The 20,669-nt window shown below is 73.0% G+C and carries 19 protein-coding genes; 4 read left to right on the top strand and 15 right to left on the bottom strand.

The window, feature by feature from the left end:
- Nucleotides 1-223: 223 nt before the first annotated feature.
- The 6 genes from GD748_RS15895 to GD748_RS15870 form a co-directional block, all read right to left on the bottom strand.
- On the bottom strand, nt 224-1,165 hold the full coding sequence (locus GD748_RS15895) for a 5'-3' exonuclease (RefSeq protein ID WP_152196180.1): 942 nt from the start codon (nt 1,163-1,165) through the stop codon (nt 224-226).
- 55 nt (nt 1,166-1,220) lie between these two features.
- Nucleotides 1,221-2,375: an ABC transporter permease gene (locus tag GD748_RS15890; protein WP_152196243.1), complete on the bottom strand. Its 1,155-nt coding sequence runs from the start codon at nt 2,373-2,375 to the stop codon at nt 1,221-1,223.
- 5 nt (nt 2,376-2,380) lie between these two features.
- Nucleotides 2,381-3,547 carry an ABC transporter permease gene (locus GD748_RS15885; RefSeq protein ID WP_226921448.1) on the bottom strand — a complete coding sequence of 389 codons (1,167 nt, stop codon included), beginning with the start codon at nt 3,545-3,547 and terminating at the stop codon, nt 2,381-2,383.
- Between the two features lies 1 nt (nt 3,548).
- Nucleotides 3,549-4,535: an ABC transporter ATP-binding protein gene (locus GD748_RS15880; protein WP_152196179.1), complete on the bottom strand. Its 987-nt coding sequence runs from the start codon at nt 4,533-4,535 to the stop codon at nt 3,549-3,551.
- 99 nt (nt 4,536-4,634) lie between these two features.
- Nucleotides 4,635-5,036, bottom strand: coding sequence for a DUF6855 family protein (locus GD748_RS15875; RefSeq protein ID WP_152196178.1), 402 nt, complete (start codon nt 5,034-5,036; stop codon nt 4,635-4,637).
- Between the two features lie 73 nt (nt 5,037-5,109).
- Nucleotides 5,110-5,865, bottom strand: coding sequence for an SDR family NAD(P)-dependent oxidoreductase (locus GD748_RS15870; RefSeq protein ID WP_152196177.1), 756 nt, complete (start codon nt 5,863-5,865; stop codon nt 5,110-5,112).
- Between the two features lie 332 nt (nt 5,866-6,197).
- Here GD748_RS15870 and GD748_RS15865 point away from each other — a divergent pair, with 332 nt between their 5' ends.
- A complete protein-coding gene (locus GD748_RS15865) occupies nt 6,198-7,268 on the top strand; it encodes a DUF932 domain-containing protein (protein WP_152196176.1) in 1,071 nt (356 codons plus the stop codon).
- A 69-nt stretch (nt 7,269-7,337) separates the two neighbouring features.
- Here GD748_RS15865 and GD748_RS15860 read toward each other — a convergent pair whose 3' ends face one another.
- Nucleotides 7,338-8,090 (bottom strand): hypothetical protein, encoded by a 753-nt coding sequence (locus GD748_RS15860; RefSeq protein ID WP_152196175.1) that lies wholly within the window; start codon nt 8,088-8,090, stop codon nt 7,338-7,340.
- A gap of 244 nt (nt 8,091-8,334) precedes the next feature.
- On the opposite strand from GD748_RS15860, the gene GD748_RS15855 reads away from it, so the two are divergent.
- On the top strand, nt 8,335-9,366 hold the full coding sequence (locus tag GD748_RS15855) for an LLM class flavin-dependent oxidoreductase (protein ID WP_226921447.1): 1,032 nt from the start codon (nt 8,335-8,337) through the stop codon (nt 9,364-9,366).
- A gap of 24 nt (nt 9,367-9,390) precedes the next feature.
- On the top strand, nt 9,391-10,113 hold the full coding sequence (locus tag GD748_RS15850; RefSeq protein ID WP_152196173.1) for a DNA alkylation repair protein: 723 nt from the start codon (nt 9,391-9,393) through the stop codon (nt 10,111-10,113).
- A gap of 169 nt (nt 10,114-10,282) precedes the next feature.
- On the opposite strand, the gene GD748_RS15845 is transcribed toward GD748_RS15850, so the two are convergent.
- From GD748_RS15845 to GD748_RS15820, 6 genes are all read right to left on the bottom strand, one after another.
- On the bottom strand, nt 10,283-11,179 hold the full coding sequence (locus tag GD748_RS15845; protein ID WP_152196172.1) for an LLM class F420-dependent oxidoreductase: 897 nt from the start codon (nt 11,177-11,179) through the stop codon (nt 10,283-10,285).
- 25 nt (nt 11,180-11,204) lie between these two features.
- Nucleotides 11,205-12,194, bottom strand: a complete 990-nt coding sequence (locus tag GD748_RS15840) for an NAD-dependent epimerase/dehydratase family protein (RefSeq protein ID WP_152196171.1) — start codon at nt 12,192-12,194, stop codon at nt 11,205-11,207.
- 127 nt (nt 12,195-12,321) lie between these two features.
- Nucleotides 12,322-13,338, bottom strand: a complete 1,017-nt coding sequence (locus GD748_RS15835) for a PHP domain-containing protein (RefSeq protein ID WP_152196170.1) — start codon at nt 13,336-13,338, stop codon at nt 12,322-12,324.
- A gap of 86 nt (nt 13,339-13,424) precedes the next feature.
- Nucleotides 13,425-14,030: a dihydrofolate reductase family protein gene (locus GD748_RS15830; RefSeq protein ID WP_152196169.1), complete on the bottom strand. Its 606-nt coding sequence runs from the start codon at nt 14,028-14,030 to the stop codon at nt 13,425-13,427.
- Between the two features lie 219 nt (nt 14,031-14,249).
- Nucleotides 14,250-14,696 (bottom strand): hypothetical protein, encoded by a 447-nt coding sequence (locus tag GD748_RS15825; protein WP_152196168.1) that lies wholly within the window; start codon nt 14,694-14,696, stop codon nt 14,250-14,252.
- Nucleotides 14,697-14,840: 144 nt separating this feature from the next.
- Entirely contained in the window at nt 14,841-15,614 is a 774-nt protein-coding gene (locus tag GD748_RS15820) for an SDR family oxidoreductase (RefSeq protein WP_152196167.1), read from the bottom strand.
- A 187-nt stretch (nt 15,615-15,801) separates the two neighbouring features.
- Here GD748_RS15820 and GD748_RS15815 point away from each other — a divergent pair, with 187 nt between their 5' ends.
- The gene (locus GD748_RS15815; protein WP_152196166.1) at nt 15,802-17,727 is read left to right on the top strand and encodes a penicillin-binding transpeptidase domain-containing protein; all 1,926 of its coding nucleotides are present in this window, start codon (nt 15,802-15,804) and stop codon (nt 17,725-17,727) included.
- 116 nt (nt 17,728-17,843) lie between these two features.
- On the opposite strand, the gene GD748_RS15810 is transcribed toward GD748_RS15815, so the two are convergent.
- Together GD748_RS15810 and GD748_RS15805 are read right to left on the bottom strand one after the other, a co-directional pair.
- On the bottom strand, nt 17,844-18,170 hold the full coding sequence (locus GD748_RS15810; protein ID WP_152196165.1) for a hypothetical protein: 327 nt from the start codon (nt 18,168-18,170) through the stop codon (nt 17,844-17,846).
- A 78-nt stretch (nt 18,171-18,248) separates the two neighbouring features.
- On the bottom strand, nt 18,249-20,573 hold the full coding sequence (locus GD748_RS15805; RefSeq protein ID WP_152196164.1) for a HelD family protein: 2,325 nt from the start codon (nt 20,571-20,573) through the stop codon (nt 18,249-18,251).
- Between the last annotated feature and the right edge of the window lie 96 nt (nt 20,574-20,669).

Genomic DNA, 20,669 nt, shown 5'->3' with positions numbered 1-20,669 from the left:
GACCGCGCAATCCTCAGCTCCTGCGCGAGCGCAGGTCGGATGCCTGGTGCTCAGAGACGCGCCGACGATGACGGTCTCTTCACCTCGCGGGCCATCACTCACCGCGCGGTGGATCAGGTCCGAGGCCGCCAACCGGGTCGGCGCCGAGCTACGCCACTTCGCAGCCGAGCTACGCCACTACGCAGACGGACACGGCAACCGAGACAGTGCCGCCGGCGCGCGCTTACTGACCTGCCTTCGTGAGCGCCTCGACGACTCGCGTCATCGAGCCGCCGAGGTTCCACTGCTCGGCGAGTGCTGCCACAGTCTCCGGGTCGGCCGGAACGGTCGGGACGGCGTCGTCGAACTCACCGACCGGAGCGTCTCTGGCCACCTGGACCACGGTCGGTGCGACGTCGAGGTAGGCCCGGGCGGCCCCGATGCGGGCGCGCTGCGTGGCGCTGAGCTCGCCGGCGTCGACCGCGGCCAGCACTCCCGCGAGGGTTCCGTAGGTCCGGAGCATCGAGGCCGCCGTCTTCTCACCGATCCCCGCGACGCCGGGCAGGCCGTCGCTCGGGTCTCCGCGAAGAGTCGCCATGTCCGCATACGCCGTACCGGTGGGGACGCCGTACTTCTCCGCCAGCACCGCCTGGTCCACGACGATCAGGTTCTTGAAGCCCTTGGCCGGGTAGAGCACCGAGACGCCGGCCGCGTCGTCGACGAGCTGGAAGAGGTCCCGGTCACCGGTGACCACCTCGACGGCGTCGGCCCGCTCGGCTGCGGGGGCGGCGAGCTCGCGCGCCACGAGCGTCCCGATCACGTCGTCGGCCTCGAATCCCGGGGCACCGACGCGGGCGATCCCGAGCGCGGCGAGAACGTCGACGACGATCGGCACCTGGGGCTTCAGCGCCTCCGGAACCTCCTCGCCCCCGTCGGCGGCGAGCCGGTGCTCCTTGTACGACGGGATCGCGTCGACCCGGAACGCCGGACGCCAGTCGTCGTCCCAGCACGCGACGATCCGCCCCGGTCGGCGGTCGGTGACGAGCTGGGCGATCATGTCCAGGAACCCGCGGACCGCGTTGACCGACGTGCCGTCGGCGGCGGTGATGCTCGACGGCACCCCGTAGAAGGCTCGGAAGTACATCGAGGCGGAGTCGAGAAGGAGCAGCGGACCTGTCGGGCTCATGTGCCCAGCATGCCGTGCGGCGTGGTCACGGTGATACCGGCGCGCCCGCGTGCGGCTACATCGCGCGAGCCAGGCTCCGCCGCAACGCCCACGAGCCGAGGCCGAGCAGGACCGCCGCCATCGCAGCCAGCACGCCGAGCTGCGGCAGGACGTCGACGAGCGTGCCCTCGTGCCGCTGGATCTCCGCGAACGCCTCGTACGCCCAGGCGTGCGGGGTGACGTGGGCGATCGTCTGCAGGGTGTCCGGGAACAGCTCGAGCGGGAACATGCAGCCACCCATGGCGCCGAGGACCAGCCCGAAGCCGACCCCGAGACCCGTCGCAGCGCCGTCGTTGTCGACCAGCGCGCCGATCACCATGGCAGCCCCGGCGGAGACGGCGCTGAAGAAGAGCAGCACCAGCAGCGACAGGCCGAGGTTGCCCCAGTCGACATCGAACAGCAGGGCGGTCGCCGCCATGATGTAGCCGCCCTGGAAGACCGCAATGGCCAGGCGGCCCAGCGCCTGACCGCCGAGCGCCTGGGTGGTGGACACCGGGGCCGCGAGGGTCCGTCCCATCACGCCGTGGCGGCGGGCCTGGATGAGCGTGGCCGAGCCCGCGAGGGACGTCAGGAACACGAAGAGCAGCACCTGCGAGCCGGCGCCCAGGTCGAACTGCCCGAGCCCGGAGAACTCCTGGGCGATCTCGTCGACGTCGACGACCTCCATGGTCGGCGGCGTCACCGACTCCCCGGCCGCGGCCAGTGCCTCGCGCGCCTCGTCCTCCCCGAGCCCGGCGCCGGTCAGGGCGGCGAGCTGGCCCTCCTGCGCCGTCACCGCCTGGACGGCGGTGCGCGCGCGCTGGACGGTCGCCGGCGCACCGGTGCCGGAGCCGGCGATCATCTCGAGACTGACGTCGTCGCCGGACTCGAACGCTGCCGCCGCCTCGCCGTCGACGATGAGCCCGACGTCGGTGCGCCCGCGCGCCACCTGCTCGAGCATGCCGTCCCGGTCGGCGAAGGTGACGGCGACGCCGTCGTCCTCGAGCTCGGTGACCAGGGCGGTGCGCAGCTCGCCGGCCTCGCCGGCCACGGTGATGCGCCCCGCAGAGCCGTCGCCGCCGAACTGCGAGCCGATGACCAGCACCAGCAGCAGCGGGAAGATGAAGACGAAGAAGATGTTGGAGCGATCGCGCAGGAAGCGGCGCAGCTCGACGGCGGTGATGGCGACCATGGATCTCACAGCGCCGACCCCCGGTCGGGAACGACACGGGACAGGACGGCGCACACGGCGCCGAACCCCAGCATGATCAGCACGGGTACGCCGACGTCGGCCAGCCCGCCTCCGCCGGAGGTGATCCCCAGTCCGCGCGTGAAGGCGGCGATCGGGTTGAGGTCGAGCACCTGGGCGAGGCCGCCAGTGGCTGTGATCGGGAAGAACGCACCGCCGGTCATGCCGAGCACGAGAGCGAGGATGGACTGCGCGATGCTGGCCTGCTCCGCAGTCTTCGCCACCCGGGCGATGATGAACATCAGCGACGTCGCGGCGGCCACCACGCACACGATGAGCACCGCCACGGCGATGGTCGACCCGAACGAGACGCCGAAGAACAGGGAGCCCACGGTCAGCAGCACGCTGGTCGCGACCACCCCGAGGATGAAGCTCACGAGGCCCTTGGCGGCCACGATCAGGCCGGGCCGCATGGGCATCGACCGCAGTCTCGCCAGAGTGCCGTACTCGCGCTCGTAGAGCAGGCCCAGCACTCCGAACCCGACAGTGAACATCAGGAACAGGCCCGCCTGGCCGGCCACGAGCGTCGCGGCGCCCCCGAGCTGCTCGTCGGACGACTCGCCCTCCGCCAGGGCGATGGCAGGGCCGGCGTCGGCGGCCTCCTGCGCGATCCGGCCGAGCTCCTCGCCCGGTAGCCCCAGCTCCGCGCCGGCCGCCGCCGCGACGGTGCCGGCGGCGAGCTGGTCGAGCACGCCCTGGACAACGGAGAGGAGGATGTCGGTCTCGATGCCGGCGCCGTCGCCCTCGACGATCTCGACGACCGTGCCCTCACCGCCGGAGACCGCCGCGCCGAAGCCTTCGGGAACCACGATCCCCAGCTGGGCGTCGCCGGCCTCGGCCATCGGGCGGACCTCGTCGGCCGCCACCTCCTCGACCGTCACGTCGAGAAACTCCAGCTCGCCCAGGGCGTCGACGACGACGCCGGCGAGCTGGTCGCCGTCGGGCGCGGAGGCCGCCACGGTGACGGGCTCGAGCTCGAGGTCCTGGGCGCCGCCGAAGACCAGGTTGAAGACGAACATCAGCGCCAGCGGGACGACGAGCGCGAAGATGATGACGGACTTGTCGCGCACCCGCTGACGCAGGTCGGACGCCGTCATGGTCCAGAGCTGGTTCACGTCAGTCCCGCAGGGCCTTCCCGGTCAGGTGCAGGAAGACCGACTCGAGGTTCGGACGGGTGATCTCGACGTCGCTGAGCGACATCCCGGCACCTGTCGCACCGGTGACGATCTGGGCGACGGCGGTCGGCGCGTCGTGGACGGTCAGCACCAGCGAGTGCCGGTCGGCGTCGACCTGCTCGACGGCAGGCAGAGCGCGCAGCGCCTCGGCGGCCGCGTCAGTGTCGCCCGAGCCGACGACACGGATGTGGTCGACCCCGCCGGTCAGGCGGATGAGCTCGTCACGCGTGCCCTCGGCCTGGATGCGACCGGAGTCGACGATCGCGATCCGGTCGCACAGCCGCTCGGCCTCCTCCATGTAGTGCGTCGTGTAGAGCACCGCCATGCCCTCGCCCGACAGCGCCTCGACGGACTCCAGGATGGCGTTGCGCGACTGGGGGTCCACGCCGACGGTGGGCTCGTCCAGAATCAGCAGCGTGGGCCGGTGGAGCAGCCCGATGCCGATGTTCAGCCGTCGCTTCATCCCGCCGGAGAACTCCTTCGTGGCGTCCTTGGCGCGGTCGGCCAGGCCGATGAGGTCGAGGACCTCGTCGATCCGCCCGGCGAGGTCCTTGCCGCGCAGCCCCTGCAGCCGGCCGAAGAAGGTGAGGTTCTCGCGCGCGGAGAGCTCGGGGTAGATCGCCAGGTCCTGCGGGACGAGACCGATGTGCCGCTTGGGGTCGACCTTGCTCGGCCCCATCGGCTCGCCGGCCACCGTGACGACTCCCGCGTGGGCGGGAAGGAGGCCCGCGACCATGGAGATCGTGGTGGTCTTGCCGGCGCCGTTGGGACCGAGCAGCCCGTAGGTCTCGCCGGACGCGATCCGGAACGAGACGCCGTCGACGGCGGTCAGATCGCCGAAGCGGTGCACCAGCCCCTCGACGACGAGCACGTCCGGCCGCGCGCCGTCCCGTTCGTGCACCTGCTCGGTGACCGTGTTGGTCGTCATCGCCCGCCCTTCTCCGGTGCTCGCGCGGCCATGCTGCCACAGGCCCGACGGCGGACCCGACGCATTTTCCGGTGGTCGGCTGCCGGCGGCCGTGCTCCCTCAGCGCGCCCGCACCTGGTTGTTGCGCTTGTCGTGCGTGAGCTCTACCAGGCCCAGCTCCTCCAGCAGCGGCGGGAGGTACATGCCGAACCGCCCCCGGTAGCCCTTGCGCAACCCGTACCAGCCGCCCACGGGGTTGTCCTCGGCTCTGCCCCAGGCCTCGACGCTGCCCTCGGCGGCCGGCTTGCTCTCGTCCGCGGCGCCGAGCGGCACCCAGTCCCCGCGCTCCTTCAGCCAGGCGTGGAGGTCCTCGACGGCGCTGAGGTGGTAGCGCAGCGCCGTCGAGCCCACCTGGCACACCAGAGCCGGCGGGTCCGCGCCGGGGTCCCGGTACATCGTGTACGAGGAGGAGCCGGGGGCGGTCCTCAGCTCCCAGGGGTCGTCCTTCGTGCCCTCGGCCATCCTCGGCTCCTGCCCGTTCATCGGTGCCCAGGCACCGGCGGCGCCGCTGCCTGGGCCCAGCCTATCGAGGCGGTCAGACAGCCGTGTAGCCACCGTCGACGAGGTAGTAGGCGCCGGTGATGAACGACGCCTCCTCGGAGAGCAGGAAGCTCACCAGGTACGCGACCTCCTCCGGCCGGCCGAGCCGGCCCAGCGGGTGCTTGCCGGTGAGCGCGTCGAAGGCGTCCTGCGGCAGGTTCTCCAGGAGCGGGGTGCGGATGTAACCAGGGCCGACGGAGTTGATGCGCAGCCCCTGCGGACCGTACTCGGCGGCAGCGTTCTTCGTGAGGCCGACGACGCCGTGCTTGGCGGCCGTGTAGGCGCCGTTACCGAGCGCGGCGACGCTGCCGTGGATCGACGCCATGTTCACGATCGCGCAGCTCTCCGCACCGGCCTTGAGCATCTCGGGGATCTGGTAGCGCATCCCGTAGAGCACGCCGCTCAGGTTGATGGCGATGACCTTGTCCCAGTCGGCCAGGTCGACCTCTCCGGCCGGTGCCGGCGCGCCCCCGATACCGGCGTTGTTGACCGCCAGGTGCAGGGCGCCGTACGTCTCGACGGCGTGGGCGACCACCCTCTCGGCGTCCTCCGGCAGAGCGGTGTCGTGGACGACGGCGTCCGCGGTCCCGCCCGCGGCAGCGATCTCGTCCGCGACCCGCCTGGCGCCGTCGAGGTTGATGTCCGTGACCACCACCTTCGCGCCCCGGACGGCCAGGTCCTTGGCGATCGCCTCGCCCAGACCCGAACCGCCGCCGGTCACGATCGCGACCTTTCCCTCGAATGTCGACATCGCCGTCATCCTCTCCGCTGGTGTTGGTGGTGGCTCCATCCTCCGGCACGGCCTGCCGTCCCACCTGGCACGAAGGTCCCGGCCCCGAACGGGCCCCTGCCGGTCGACGGAGTCCCAGCTCACTCCGTTGCCGACGTCCCAGCCCGCCCGGCCGCCGACGTCCCAGCGCCGTGCGCCTGTCCCGGCCGGCACACCGCCCAAGACCCGGCCGCCCGACGTCGGGACCGCCCTCGTCCACAGGCGGTCGCGGTCCAGGCCCCGCGCACATCTGTGGAGGACGCCGGCGCGGTGTGGGTGGGGCCCGCTTGAGTACGGCCAAGGAGGAGATCCCAATGACCAGCGAGACACTGCAGTCCCTGAACACGAACACCCTCATCGGCAACACCGAGCACCGCGGCACGGCCTGGCACTACAGGCGCGAGCTCCAGGGCGAGGAACCGAACCACTACCCAGGACCGATCCCGGTGGAGGACGTCGCACGGCGGCTCTTCGACTGGCAGGCCGAGTCCCGGCCGCTCGCCGTGGAGCGTCCGGCCGACGCCATGACCATGACCCACCTGAACGAGCGGGGCGAGCCCATGCGGTGGGTACCGGTGAAGGGCAGGCAGGCCATCGTGCGCTCCGACCGCGACGACGGCGGCGTGCTCGGCGTCTTCACCGACTCCTACATCCCGCACCAGTACACCGAGTACCTGCTGAGTTCGTTGGCGAACATCCTCGACGACAGCCTGTCCATCAGCTCGGCCGGGCTGCTCAAGGACGGCGCCATCGCCTGGGTGGAGGTGAGCGTCCCGAAGTCCATCACCACGCCCGAGGGGGTGCAGTTCCGGCCGAACCTGCTCGCGACGACCACGCTGGACGGCTCGCTGGCCACCACCTACAAGCGCACCGTGACCGACGTCGTCTGCGACAACACCCGCATGGTCGCCCTGCGGGAGCCGGGGCAGGACCTGAAGATCCGGCACTCGCGCAACTCCAGGCTCCAGCTGGAACCGGCGCGGCGGGCACTCGCGCTCGTCCACACCACGGCGGAGATCTTCGCCGCCCAGGTGAGCCGGCTGTGCGAGGTCGACGTCGACCGGCGCACCTGGAGCCGGTTCCTGGACTCGTGGGTCCCGATGACGGGTCGGGACGGCGAGCGCCTACCGCCCCGGGCGGCACGGTTCGCCGAGCAGAAGCGTGAGGCGATCAGCTCGCTCTACGTCCACGACCGGCGGGTCGAGCCCTGGGCCGGCACCGCGCACGCCGTGCTGCAGGCGGTCAACACCTACGAGCACCACGTCAGTCCGGTGCGCGGGAGGTCCCGGGTGCAGCGCAACATGCTGCGTACGGTCAACGGTGACTTCGCGACCCTCGACCAGACCGTGTGGGAGACGCTGGAGCGGGTGCTCGTGGACGCCTGAGGCCCGCGGCGAGGACGAGGCAGTCGCGAGCGCGCGGGCGAGGCCGAGTGCGAAGGCTGCCGCCTGTGGTCATCGGGCGTCGTCGGCGGCGGACGGCACCGCCCCGACGGTGACGCGCGGACTCACCCGCCATGTCCGGGCAGGCAGGGCCAGCGCGATCGCGCACAGTGCCAGCATCGCCGAGCGGACCAGTCCGTCACCGGGATTGGCGTCGTGCGAGGAATAGACAAGGCCAGTCAGCACCAGCTCCGGCAGCGGGTGCGCCAGCGTGAGCAGCACGCACGCGACCACCATCCGCCGTGCGGCGACCCGAGCGCTGCCGACCTGCTCCACCCCCCAGGCCAGGCCCGCCAGCACCAGCGAGATCGCCGTGCCGAAGGCCGACACCCCGACGCCGACCAGACTCCCGAGCTCGTTGACCTCACCGGTGACGCCGGAGCGTGCGGTCAGCACGCCGGCCCATATCCAGCTCGCCGCCGCCGGCAGCCCGATCAGCCGGACGCCGAGCCGTTTCCTGCCGATCCAGGCGCCGTCACGCACGGTCAGTGCGCCACCTGCCCACCACCCGAGCAGCACGATGGCCAGCCCGAGAGCGAGCAGGCTGATGCCCTCGTTCAGAGCCGCCCCCTCGATCGGGGTCCATGGCGCGGTCGGCACCCAGTAGTCGTACAGGTGGTCCTGCACCCGCAGGCACTCCGCTGTGTCGAAGCCGTCGACGCACACGTGCCAACGCGCCCAGCCCGCCCGGGCACCGTAGAACGCACTGACCAGCAGGGCGACGACGACCAGACCTCGCGCGGCAGGCTCGGCACGTGTCGGCATCTCTCCACCCTCCTGCGGCAGGACGTCCATGGCCCGCGGTACGCGCAGTCAAGCACCAGTCCGGCCGCCCGTCCCGAGAACGGCCGTGCATCCACAAACCGGCTGCTCAACCCGCCACCTGCCTGCGGCGTGCGGCGTGCGGCGCGCGGCGCGCGGCGCGCGGCGTGCGGCGTGCGGCGGAATAGTCCGACCAGCCCTGCGGTTGCCGCAGTCGATACCTTTGCATCTACCTGGAGGCCGCACCTTGGACAAGCAGCTGGAGCTCGGGCTCGACACCTTCGGCGACGTCACGGCCGGCACCGACGGGCCGAAGTCGCACCCGCAGGTGCTGCGTGACGTCGTCGCGCAGGGCGTCCTCGCCGACCAGGTGGGGCTCGACTTCATCGGGATCGGCGAGCACCACCGCGAGGACTTCGCCGTCTCCGCCCCCGAGGTGGTCCTGGCCGCCATCGCCGGCCGCACCGAGCGGATCCACCTGGGCTCCGCCGTCACCGTCCTGAGCTCGGACGACCCGATCCGGGTGTTCCAGCGCTTCGCGACCCTCGACGCCGTCTCCTCCGGCCGTGCGGAGGCCATCCTCGGGCGCGGATCCTTCACCGAGTCCTTCCCCCTCTTCGGCTACAGCCTCGAGGACTACGAGCAGCTCTTCGACGAGAAGCTCAACCTGTTCGCCGCGCTACGGGCCGAGAAGCCCGTCACCTGGTCGGGCAGCACCCGAGCGGGCCTCGCGAACCAGGCCGTCTACCCCACGACCGACTCCGGGGCGCTGACGACCTGGGTCGGCGTGGGCGGGCACCCGCAGTCGGTGGTGCGTGCCGCGCACTACGGCCTGCCGCTGATGCTCGCGATCATCGGGGGCTCCCCGGCCCAGTTCGCACCGCTGGCCGACCTGTACCGCCGCGCGCTCGCCCAGTTCGAGCAGCCGGACCAGCCGGTCGGCGCGCACTCGCCCGGGCACGTCGCCGCCACCGACGAGCAGGCCATGGAGGAGCTGTGGCCCCACTACGCGGCCGTCCAGGCGCGGATCGGTCGTGAGCGGGGCTGGGCGCCGATGACGAGGGACCAGTACACCCACCAGGCCGGACCCGACGGCGCCCTGTACGTCGGCTCGCCGCAGACGGTGGCGACCAAGATCGCCGGCACGGTCCGGACGCTCGGGCTCTCACGGTTCGACCTGAAGTACTCCAACGGGACGCTGGCGCACGACAAGCTGATGTCCAGCATCGAGCTGTACGGCACGCAGGTGGCTCCGATGGTTCGCGAGATGCTTGCCTGACGACGGAGGGAGCCCGACGAACCGATGCCGGTCCACGCGGAGCTGATCACGGCGGTGCGCCGCACTCTCGCCGACGCTGCCGACCCCGTCCGCGCCGCCGCCCAGCAGCGCTACATGAAGTCCGCCATGCCGTACCGCGGTCTCACCAGCGCCGACCTCAAGGTTCGCATGCGCGCCCTGCTGACCGACGAGCGGTTCCGGCTCGCGGACGAGCGGTCCTGGGACGACACCGTCCGACGGCTCTGGGACGGAGCCGAGTACCGGGAGGAGCGCTACGCCGCCCTGGCGATCGCCAAGGACCGTCGCTACCGCACCTGGAGCACCGGGCACGGGGCCGTCCCGCTGTACCGGCACCTCGTCGAGACCGGCGCGTGGTGGGACTACGTGGACGACGTCGCCGCCCACCTGCTCGCGCCCGTGCTGCGGGCGCACCACGCCGAGACGGCGGACGTCGTGCGCCGCTGGGCGCAGGACGAGCACCTCTGGGTCCGCCGTGCGGCGATCCTCAGCCAGCTCGGTGCCAAGGCAGCGACGGACACCGCCCTGCTCACCGACTGCCTCGACGCCAACCTCCAGGGCAGCCGCCACGGCAACGAGTTCTTCATCCGCAAGGCCATCGGTTGGGCGCTGCGCGATTACGCGAAGACGGACTCGGACTGGGTCAAAGATCTCGTGGCTGACCGGGGCGACCGGCTGTCGCCGCTCTCGCGACGCGAGGCACTGAAGCACCTGGCGGCGAAGGCCTGAGCGCGCCATGACCGGCCACCGACCCCGAGCTGTCGGCCCGGCCGCGACCGGCCACCGACCCCGACCTGTCGGCGCGGCCGCGACCGACCACCGGTCACGGGCCCGCCCCGACCACCACCCGTCACGACCGCCCCGGCCGCGATCGATGACCACCTACGACGACCAGCCGTCAGCGCGGCGCCAGCGCCTCGAGCACCTCGTGCGCCCGGCGCATCGACGCGGCGGCGTCGGCGTCCGGGTCGCCGACCGACGGGTCGAAGTTGAGGTCCACGAAGACCTCGGTGACTCCCTGTGCCGCCAGCCGGGGCAGGTCCGCCCGGACCTCCTCGAGCGTCCCGGTCAGCGGCCCGGACCGCGGGACGTCCCGCACCACGCCCCGGCAGACGAACCTCATCCGGTCGGGATCACGCCCGGCCCTGACGGCCGCCTCGCGCACCGTGTCCACCGGTCCGCGCAGGGCGGCCGGGTCGGCGCGGCTGCTGCTGATCCACCCGTCCGCGAACCTGCCGATCCGCTCCAGCGCCCGCGGCGCGTCGCCGCCGAGCAGGATCGGCGGGCCGGGCCGCTGGACCGGCTTCGGGGCCACGACCGACGGCGGCACCTGGTAGAACCTGCCGCTGAACGCCACCGGGTCGGGACCCCACAGCGCCCGCAGGCAGGCGAGGTACTCCTCCGCACGCGCGCCGCGCCGTTCGAACGGGGCACCGGTCGCCTCGAACTCCGGCCGGGACCACCCCAGCCCGAGCCCTACGTCGAGGCGGCCCGAGCTGAGGACGTCGAGGGTGACGAGCTGCTTCGCGAGGACGGCCGGGGCGACGTAGGGGACGTTGACGATTGCCGTGCCCAGGCGGACCCGCTCGGTCACCGCGGCGGCGTGGCCGAGCACCACGACCGGGTCGAGCACGCTGGTGTACACGGCCGCCGTCGGCCGTCCCACCGGGACGAGCAGCCGCTGGAACGTCCACAACGACGCGTACCCGAGCGACTCCGCACGCCGGGCGACCTCGAGGACGTTGCCCGGCGTCGCCCAGGACCCGGAGACCGGGAGGGCGAAGCCGACGTCCATGGCCCGATCATCCTCCCTCGAGCGCTCAGCGCGGTCCGTGGGCCGCCACGAGCGTGTCGAGGATGCCGTCGATGCGAGGATCGACCGCGCGCCGGGCGGGGTCGGCGTCGTGCCAGGCCACCATCTCGCGGGCGCCGTCGGCGAACGGCACGCGCGGTGCGAAGCCCGGGACCAGCGCACGCAGCTTGCTGGTGTCGAAGACCCCGGGGTGCAGCTTGTCGCCCAGCTGCGACGCCCCGAGCTCGGCGTCGAGGGCGGCGATGGCCGGGCCGGGTACGTGCACCAGGTCCGGCTCGGCGCCGGCCGCCGCGGCCAGGGTCTCGAAGATCTCGTTCCACGAGAGCGTCTCGTCTCCGGTGATGGTGAACGCCTCGCCGATCGCCTCGTGCCGGCCGAGCAGGCCGACGAGCCCGACGGCGAAGTCGCTGCTGTGGGTCAGCGTCCAGAGGGTCGTCCCCTCCCCCGGGACGACGACCGGCTGCCCGCGGCGCATCCGCTCGACGGCCGTCCAGCCGCCGAAGATCGGGACCTTGGTGGCGTCGTACGTGTGCGACGGCCGCACGACGGTCACCGGGAACCCGGCCTCGCCGTGCTCACGCATCAGCACGTGCTCGGCGGCGATCTTGTCGCGTGCGTACTGCCAGTACGGGTTGTGCAGCGGGGTCGACTCCACGATCGGCACGTGCCTGGGCGGCTTCTCGTACGCGGAGGCGGAGCTGATGAACACGTACTGGCCGGTGCGCCCGGCGAAGAGCTCGACGTCGGCCCTGGCGTGCTCGGCCGTGAAGGCCACGAAGTCGACGACGACGTCGTGCTCAGCAGCGCCGAGGACGTTGCGCACCGCGGCCGTGTCACGCACGTCGGCGTGCACCTCCCGGACCTCCGGCGGCGGGGGCCGCAGCGTCGACCTCCCACGGTTGAGGACCGTCACGTCGAGCCCGGACTCGACGGCCAGCCGGGTGCAGGCCGCGCTGATTACCCCGGACCCGCCGATGAACAGCACGCTCTGCGCCACGTCGCTCCCCTGTCCGACCGCCACCTCGCGAGCGGCGCCGTCGTGCACCCGGTCCGGCTGCCGTCGACCCGGACGGGTCGACCTGCCCGATCCTCACACGCTCACGACCGGATAGGCCACATCGACGTCAGGACGCGCGCGTCCAGGCGAGCAGCTCCTCGAGCTCCATGGCGTTGACGATGCGCTCGCGCTGGATCCCCTGTGCCTGGGCGCGGGCGCAGCCGTGGTCGAGGAAGTCCAGCTGGCCGGGCGCGTGGGCGTCGGTGTCGATGGAGAAGCGGCACCCCATGTCGACGGCCTTGGCGAGCAGCCGGGTGGGAGGGTCCCTCCGCTCCGGCCTGGAGTTGATCTCGACGGCGACGTCGTGGTCGCGGCAGGCCGCGAAGACCGCGTCGGCGTCGAACACCGACTCGGGCCGGGTGCCGCGTCCACCGGTGATGAGCCGCCCGGTGCAGTGGCCGAGGACGTCGACGCGGGGGTCGGACACGGCTCGGACCATGCGTCGGGTCATCGCACGGGCGTCCATCCGCAGCTTCGAGTGCACGCTGGCCACCACGACGTCGAGCTGGTCGAGCAGCTCGTCCTCCTGGTCGAGCTCGCCGTCGTCGAGGATGTCGACCTCGATGCCGGTGAGGATCCGGAACGGGGCCAGCTCGGAGTTCAGCCGGCCGACGACGTCGAGCTGCTCGCGCAGCCGGTCGGGGCTGAGCCCGCGGGCGACGGTGAGCCGCGGCGAGTGGTCGGTCAGCGCGAGGTAGGCGTGTCCGGCGTCGATCGCGGCGTGCGCCATCTCCGCGATCGGGCTGCCGCCGTCGGACCAGTCCGAGTGGGCGTGCAGGTCACCGCGGAGCCAGCTGCGCACCTCCTGGCCGCCGTCGACCAGGGGCACGCTCGCCCGGGCCTCGAGGTCGGCCAGGTAGTCGGGCACCCCGCCGTTAGCCGCCTGCGCAGCGACTTTGGCAGTCTTCGGGCCGACATCGGCGAGCGTCGTGAGCGTCCCGGCGGCGATCCGCTCCATGATCTCGGCCTCGGGCAGCGACTCCAGCCGCCAGGCAGCCTTGCGGAACGCCCTGACGCGGTGCGGCTCGGCGAGCTCGCGCTCGAGGAGGTACGCCACGCGCTTCAGAGCCGAGACCGGGTCCATCCGCACGACGCTAGCGCCCTCGGCCGGGCCCTGCCCGACCGGCGCCTAGCCTGGACCCGCCGCGCCGACACCGCCCCGGCATCGGATCAGAAGGAACCGGTCTGCACCTCTCCGACCGGCTCGTAGGTGTTGAAGACCGCTCCCTTGTTGGTGCGTCGGGAGTCGGTCAGCCGCAACGTCCGCCCCGGCAGACCCTCGGCGAAGAGCCGCTTGCCCTGCCCGAGCACCACCGGGTAGATGCCGACCAGGAACTCGTCGACCAGATCGTGCTCGTAGAGCGTCGGCAGCAGGGCGGCGCTGCCCTGGATCAGGATGTCACCACCGTCCTGCTCCTTGAGTCGCCGCACGGCCGCGGGCACGTCGGACCGGATGACCGTGGTGTTGTTCCAGGTCGGCTCGCCGAGGGTCGTGGAGACGACGTACTTCGGCAGCTCGTTGAGCCCACGGGTCACGGGGTCGTCGCCCGCCTGGTTCGGCCAGTAGCCGGCGAAGATGTCGTAGGTCTTGCGGCCCAGGAGGAACGCTCCGGTCCTCGTGAACAGCTCGGTGACGATCTCGCCCAGCTCCTCGTCGCCGAACGGGAACTGCCAACCCCCGTACGGGAAGCCGCCCTCGGGGTCCTCCTCCGGCCCGCCGGGTGCCTGCATGACGCCATCGAGGGACACGAACGTCCCCATCACGAGCTTGCGCATGGACTGCTCCTTCGTCGTCGGTCCGGGGCACACTGACGCACCCCTGTGCACTCACGTCGAACGGGCACCGCCGGGATCGACAGTGCCGGTGACAAGCATCCCGAGGCGCCGCCGGACGATCAACGCCTTATGGGCCAGCCCGCGCCTCGGGGATCTCGCGCCTTATGGGCCAGCCCGCACCTCGGGGGTCCCGCACCTTATGGTCCCCCGCCTTGTGGGTCAGCCCGCGCCGTCGAGCAGCGCCGCGGGCGAGTCGTGCACGACGACGGCACTGTCGCGCGCGCCATCACGCACCTGCCGCTCCCCCAACGGCTCGCCGAGCCGGACGGTCTGGAGCATGACGACACCTCGGTCGTCGCACCCGAAGCCGGCCCGGGTGCCGTGCGGCGCGACGGTGTAGGCGGAGATCACCACCGTCTCGTCGTCCTCGGTGACGTCGATGCGGTGCGGATCGCCGCAGCCGGGTGAGCCACCGATGTACCGGACGAGCAGGTCCCGTCCCTCGGCGGTGCGTGCCACCGCGTCCACCGCCGCGGGGCTCACCCGGTCGAAGCCGACGAGGGTCGCGTAGAGGCCGACGAGCACACCGGCGAGCAGGATCCCGCCGACGAGCCACAGCCCCAGGGCCCGCACCCGGTCCCGCGCCTCGCCGGAGAGTTCTGCCATCTCCGCATGGTGGTCCCTGAAGGCGTGCGTGCGCCAGGGAATGACGCCGAGCCTGCGCGCTCAGCGGCCCAACGTCTCGTCGCACTCCCCAGCGACACGCCGTGGGTGAACCCGCGCATCAAGCGGGGGCCGGTCGGACAGCCCTCATCCGCTCGCTTCGAGATAAGCGCGCCACGTGGTGCGGCCCTGGGGCTCGGCGTCGGTGATGAGGTGGTCGCCGCGGAACGCTGCCCCGAGCCGGCCGGGGACACGTAGTCGGACGACGGGGCGCCGTCGGCCCCGGACGGCGAGCCACTCCCGGGCCGCCTGCTCGGCGTCCAGGACCTCTGGACCGCCCAGCTCGAGCACCCGGCCGGCCGGTCCGGAGCCGACCACTCCTACGAGCCGCGCCGCGACGTCCCGGAGGTCGACGGTCTGGCTGCGGATGCCCGGGTCGACGACGAGCGCACCCAGCCGGGCGCTCCTCGTCAGCACACGGTCGGTGAACGTGTGGAACTGGGTCGAGCGGAGCACCGTCCAGCCCACCCCGGCGGTCCGGACGATCTCCTCGGCGGCCAGCTTGGTGCGGTAGAAGCCCCACGGCACGTCCTCCACGCCGACGATCGACAGGAACACGACGTGCGCCACGCCGGCCGACCTGGCCAACCGCACGAGGCGCGCCGTGCCATCGACGTCGACCTTGCGGGTGTACCCGCGCCGGTACGGCGCGGACGCGAGATGTACGACGGCGGAGACGCCGTCCACCGCCTCGGCCAGTCCGGCGCCGGTCGCCAGGTCCCCGCTCACCCATTGCAGACCGTCGCCGCCAGGCCGCTCGTCGCGGCTCATCGCCCGCACCTCGTAGCCGGAGGCGAGGAGCAGGGGAACCAGCGCCCGGCCGACCTGTCCGCTCGCGCCGGTCACCAGCACGGTCGTCATGGCGTCGGCCCGGGCAGGCCGGCCCGGTCCCGGAGGAGAGCATGTTCGTCGGCGAGCAGCACGCCCGACACGCTACCTGGATCCTGCGGCTCGGTCCCTTGTCCCCCCCCGGTCCAGCCGTCTGAGCGGGCGGAAGCCGTCCTAAATCTGTTCCGCGGTGTGGGCGGGTGCTGCCAGGATGACTCCCATGCCCACCCACACCCGGCCAGCGCTGGTGGCCGCCCTGGCACTGCTCGGCGTCGGCGGGATCTCGGCGTGCACCGCCACCACCCCGGAACCCGGTCCCGCAGCCACCGACCTCGCCGCTGCTCTCGCCTCCGGCACGCTCGCCGAGGCGCCGCTGAGCGAGGCGGACCGGGCACTGGCCGCGACCGACCTCGCGGCGCTGTTCGGCCCGCTGGCAGACCTCCCGCGTGAGGTCGTCGCCCAGGTCGGCGAGGTGGACGAGTCCGGCGAGGTTCTCACGGCACCCGTCGAGCTGACCTGGACCGTCGACGTCGACTCCTCCGAGAACGACCTGACCTGGACCACGTCCACCGAGCTGAGCCTCGACGACGACACCTGGACGGCGCACTGGACGCAGACGGTCATGCACCCCGACGCCGCCGCGGGCTCCACCCTGTCCTCGCGCCGCACCCCGGCCGAGCGCGGCGACGTCCTCGGGGCCGACGGCACGGCGATCGTCACCTCGCGCGAGGTGCTCCGCATCGGCATCGACAAGGCCAACGTGCCCGAGGCCGACGTCGCCGGCGCCGCGACGGCGCTCGCCGAGACCCTCGGGTTCGGCGACCCGAAGGCGTTCGCCGACCGCGCGGTGGCGGCCGGGCCGCGCGCCTTCGTCGAGGCGATCGTCGTCCGTCGTCACGACCACGGCGACATCGACGTCGAGGGAGCGCGTGCACTGCCCGGCGTCCTGCTCGTCGAGGACGAGCTCCCGCTGGCCCCGACCGCCGCGTTCGCCCGCCCGGTCCTCGGCACCGTCGGCGCGGCGACTGCGGAGCTCGTCGAGGAGTCCGACGGTGCCGTCCAGCCCGGTGACCTGGCCGGGCTGTCCGGGCTGCAGCGCCAGTACGACGAGGCGCTCCGCGGCGAGCCGGGGACCACCGTCCTGCTCACGACCCGCGGCGAGGAGACCGAGATCTTCTCGACCGAGCCGCGACCGGGCGCGGACGTGACCATCACCCTGGACACGCGGCTCCAGCTCGCGGCGGAGGACCTGCTGGCGCCGGTCGAGTCGCCCGCTGCCGTCGTCGCCGTGCGCCCGTCCACCGGTGAGGTGCTCGCCGCCGCGTCCGGGCCGGGCTCGGCGGGGTTCAGCACCGCCACCCTCGGCAGCTACGCGCCGGGGTCGACGTTCAAGGTCGCGACCGCACTGGCCCTGCTGCGCTCGGGGCTGAGCGTCGACTCCCCCATGGACTGCACCCCGAGCGCGACCGCCGACGGTCGCGAGTTCTCGAACTACCCGGGCTTCCCGGCGGAGGCGGTCGGGGCGACGACCCTCGAGGGCGTCATCGCCACCTCCTGCAACACCGCCCTCATCGCTGCCCGTGACCGGATCGGCGCCCAGGACGTCGCCGACGCTGCAGCCTCCCTCAGCCTTGGCGTCGCGGCCGAGGTGGGTGTCCCCGTCGTCGCCGGCGAGGTGCCCACCGACGCCGCCGGCACGGAGCACGCGGCCTCGCTGATCGGTCAGGGCCGCGTCGTGGCGTCGCCCCTGACGATGGCCACGGTGGCGGCGAGCGTCGCGGCAGGGTCGCGCGTCACTCCGGTGCTGGTCACGGCGGTCGGTGGTGAGCCGCCGACGCAGGCGGCGACCGACGCGTCGGCCGCCAGTGCCTCGCCGCTGAGCGAGGAGGAGGCTGCCGCGCTGCGGCAGATGATGCGCTCGGTCGTGACCGACGGCACCGCCACCTTCCTGGCCGACGTGCCTGGCGGCGAGGTCTTCGCCAAGACCGGCACCGCGGAGTTCGGCGCGGAGGACGCCGGCGGCGCCCATGCGTGGATGATCGGCTTCCAGGGCGACCTCGCCGTCGCCGTGCTCGTCGAGGACGGCCACTCCGGTGCCGCGACCGCCGGGCCGCTGCTCGAGAACTTCCTCCGCGCGGCCGCGTGACCAGCAGGTGAGTAGCCAGGCTGCAGCCCGGGCACGTGGCCGGTACCGGCGGGGTCGGGATGCCGGGAGGGTGCTGCCGGCGGCAACCGCACCGGCCCGCAATCGGGCTCGGGCCGCTACAGCCGCGTGACAACCGTGGTGGAGCGCGCCCGCGTGCCGCTGGGCAGCGACCAGCGGTAGACCGGAGGTAGCACGGCGTCGATCTCGTACCGCAGCGCCGTGAGCTCCGGCCCGCTGATGATGTCGACGTCGTCCCCTGGCCCCAGGGACCGCAGGGTCGCCCGTAGGATCCGGCGGCACTCCTCGTGGTCCCGGCCGGTCAGGTCCAGGACCCCGGGCACCGGCGGGACCTCGGTAGCCGGTCCGCCCTCCGGCGTGGCGGCCGCGGACGCGCGGGCGGCGGGTGTCAGTGTCGTGCGTGCAGTCATGGTGGTCTCTCCCATCTGGGGGCTCCCTTCTACGACAACAAGCCGCCAGTCGAGAAGAAAGGGACCGAGGTCCCGGGTCCGCCGTCGATGCCGTCAGACCTCGGGCACGTCGGCCAGCACCGCCGGCGCCGTTCCGAGGTGCAGCACGCCGAGCCGGCGGGTCGGTCGGGTCAGCGCCACGTACAGGGCGTTCAGGCCCCTGGAGCCGGCGAGGATCGCGTCCGGGTCGACGACGACGACGCCGTCGAACTCGAGCCCCTTGGCCTGCTCCGGCGTCATCACCACCACGTCGGCGTCGAGGTCGACCTTGCCGGCGGGTGCAGCGAGGTCGAGGGCACGGGCGAGCGCGGCCACCCGTACGACCGGCGCGACCACGGCGAGCTTCCCGCCGTCGAGCGCCCGGAGCTCCTCGTGCACGGCTGCCACCACGGCGCCGGCCAGGCCCTCCTCCCCGACCCGGCGCCGCCACGGTCGCTCGCCGGTGGACCGCACGGACTGCGGCGGCCGGGCATCGGCGTCGAGCGCGGCGAGCACCGGTGCGGCAGCAGCCATCACCTCGCTCGGGGTGCGGTAGTTCACGCTGAGCTCGCGCCGTCGCCACCGTCGGTCATCGCCGAACACGGTCTCCCACGAGTCCGTCCCGGCGGCGCCGGACGTCTGGTGGACGTCACCGACGACGGTCAACGAGACGGCCGGGCAGCGGCGCAGCACCGCGCGCCAGGCCATGGGCGAGAGCTCCTGGGCCTCGTCGACGATCACGTGGCCGTATGCCCATGTGCGGTCGGCGGCGGCGCGCTCGGCGAGGGTGCGGTGGTCCCGGTCGCGGTGGCGCTCGGCGAGGTCCTCCGCCTCTACGGCGGGCAGGAACTCCTCGACGAGGTCGGTCGTCGTCGCACCGAGAACCTGGCGCGCGTACGCCACGGCCTCTCGGCGTCGCTGCCGCTCGCGCGCTCGCTGCTCGGTGTTGTCCTCGCCGAGGAGCTCGGCGGCCTCGTCGAGCAGCGGCACGTCCGCGCTCGACCATCCGGCGTTGCGCTCGCGCAGCAACGACCGGCGGTCCGCGTCGGCCAGCCCGGGCGCCGCGGCCGCGAGGCGCTCGGGGTCGGTGAGCAGGTCCTCGACCAGCTGTTCCGGTGCGAGCAGGGGCCAGAGCTCCTCCACGACCCGGGCGACGCCCGGGTCCAGCAGGAGCTCGCGGCGGACCCGGTCGAGCTCGTGCGGGGCGACGGCGCCGTCCACCTCGGTGCCCGTGCCCCCGACCGTCGCGGGAACGGAGTCGAGCGTCCGGGCGAGCGACGCGTCGAACCGCGCCAGGTCCTCGTCGAGGCCCTCCTCGACGTCGACGAGCAGGCGGCGGTCGTGCTCGACGACGTCCTGCACGAGCGCGCCGAGGAGCTCGCGGCGGAAGGTGCGCCGGGCGAGGTTGTGGGGCAGCCCGTTCGCCCGGGCGCGCTCGACTATGGCGCCGAGCCGGTCGGCGTCGAGGCGGTAGGTGTCGCCCTCGAACGAGACCTCGACGGCGCCCGGGGCGCCCTGCCGGGCGCGTACGGCCAGCGCGAGGACGGCGGCCGTGCGTGCGTCGCCCTTGAGACGCGCCACCGCGTCGGTGTCGGTGCGGTCGGCGACGACGCCCGGGAACAGTCCGTCCGCCGTCGTGAGGACCACGTGGGTCTCGCCGAGGGATGGCAGCACCTGGCCGATGTAGCGAAGGAAGGTCTCGCTCGGGCCGACGACGAGGACGCCGCGCTCGGCGATCGTCGGGTGCGAGTACAGCAGGTAGGCGGCACGGTGCAGCGCCACCGCGGTCTTGCCCGTCCCCGGTCCGCCCTGGACGACGAGCACGCCGTCGGGGCGGTCCCGGACGATCTCGTCCTGCTCGGCCTGGAGGGTGGCGACGATGTCGTGCATCCGGCCGGTGCGGTGCGCGGTGAGGCTCTCCATGAGGGCGCCCTCACCCACGAGGCCGTCGCCGCCCCGGTCGGTGTCGAGGTCGAGCAGCTCGTCGTTGAGGCCGACGACGCGGCGTCCCTGCGTGCGCAGGTGCCGACGGCGGAGCACTCCCTGGTTGCTGGCGGCCGTCGCGGTGTAGAACGGGCGCGCACCGGGCGCACGCCAGTCCAGCAGCAGCGGGGCCCGCTCGGGCGGGGCGGAGCGCAGGCCGAGGCGCCCGACGTACAGGTGCGAGCCGTCGGTCCGGTCGACCCGGCCGAAGCACAGGCCCTCCTCGGCGTGGTCCAGCGCGGTGCGCCGAGCGGTCAGGCGCGTCACCTGGGCGTCGCGCTCGACGAGGTCCTGGCCGCGCCTGCCGGCCGGGGCGAGGGCCGCGTCGAGCCGGTCGGCGACCTCGCGGCGCAGCTCGTCCACCCTGGCGTACAGCCCGTCGAGATGGTCCTGCTCGCGGTCGATTTCCTCGTTCATGCGCCCCTCTCACCGCCCGGCGGGTGCTCGCCGGTCCGGCGGGCGAGAACACCCCGGGGTGCGGAGGTTATTCCCTACCCCGCGGCGTCGAGCTGC

The sequence above is a fragment of the Georgenia subflava genome (genome assembly GCF_009193155.1).
Taxonomy (GTDB): Bacteria; Actinomycetota; Actinomycetes; order Actinomycetales; family Actinomycetaceae; genus Georgenia; species Georgenia subflava.
Note: the sequence above shows the minus strand (reverse complement) of the source record. Positions and strands in the feature narration are given on the sequence as shown.

Coding starts and splice junctions, on each gene's coding strand:
- GD748_RS15895 (WP_152196180.1), bottom strand. CDS start 1,165: ATGAGCCCGACAGGTCCGCTGCTCCTTCTCGACTCCGCCTCGATGTAC.
- GD748_RS15890 (WP_152196243.1), bottom strand. CDS start 2,375: ATGGTCGCCATCACCGCCGTCGAGCTGCGCCGCTTCCTGCGCGATCGC.
- GD748_RS15880 (WP_152196179.1), bottom strand. CDS start 4,535: ATGACGACCAACACGGTCACCGAGCAGGTGCACGAACGGGACGGCGCG.
- GD748_RS15875 (WP_152196178.1), bottom strand. CDS start 5,036: ATGGCCGAGGGCACGAAGGACGACCCCTGGGAGCTGAGGACCGCCCCC.
- GD748_RS15870 (WP_152196177.1), bottom strand. CDS start 5,865: ATGTCGACATTCGAGGGAAAGGTCGCGATCGTGACCGGCGGCGGTTCG.
- GD748_RS15865 (WP_152196176.1), top strand. CDS start 6,198: ATGACCAGCGAGACACTGCAGTCCCTGAACACGAACACCCTCATCGGC.
- GD748_RS15860 (WP_152196175.1), bottom strand. CDS start 8,090: ATGCCGACACGTGCCGAGCCTGCCGCGCGAGGTCTGGTCGTCGTCGCC.
- GD748_RS15850 (WP_152196173.1), top strand. CDS start 9,391: ATGCCGGTCCACGCGGAGCTGATCACGGCGGTGCGCCGCACTCTCGCC.
- GD748_RS15845 (WP_152196172.1), bottom strand. CDS start 11,179: ATGGACGTCGGCTTCGCCCTCCCGGTCTCCGGGTCCTGGGCGACGCCG.
- GD748_RS15835 (WP_152196170.1), bottom strand. CDS start 13,338: ATGGACCCGGTCTCGGCTCTGAAGCGCGTGGCGTACCTCCTCGAGCGC.
- GD748_RS15830 (WP_152196169.1), bottom strand. CDS start 14,030: ATGCGCAAGCTCGTGATGGGGACGTTCGTGTCCCTCGATGGCGTCATG.
- GD748_RS15825 (WP_152196168.1), bottom strand. CDS start 14,696: ATGGCAGAACTCTCCGGCGAGGCGCGGGACCGGGTGCGGGCCCTGGGG.
- GD748_RS15820 (WP_152196167.1), bottom strand. CDS start 15,614: ATGACGACCGTGCTGGTGACCGGCGCGAGCGGACAGGTCGGCCGGGCG.
- GD748_RS15815 (WP_152196166.1), top strand. CDS start 15,802: ATGCCCACCCACACCCGGCCAGCGCTGGTGGCCGCCCTGGCACTGCTC.
- GD748_RS15810 (WP_152196165.1), bottom strand. CDS start 18,170: ATGGGAGAGACCACCATGACTGCACGCACGACACTGACACCCGCCGCC.
- GD748_RS15805 (WP_152196164.1), bottom strand. CDS start 20,573: ATGAACGAGGAAATCGACCGCGAGCAGGACCATCTCGACGGGCTGTAC.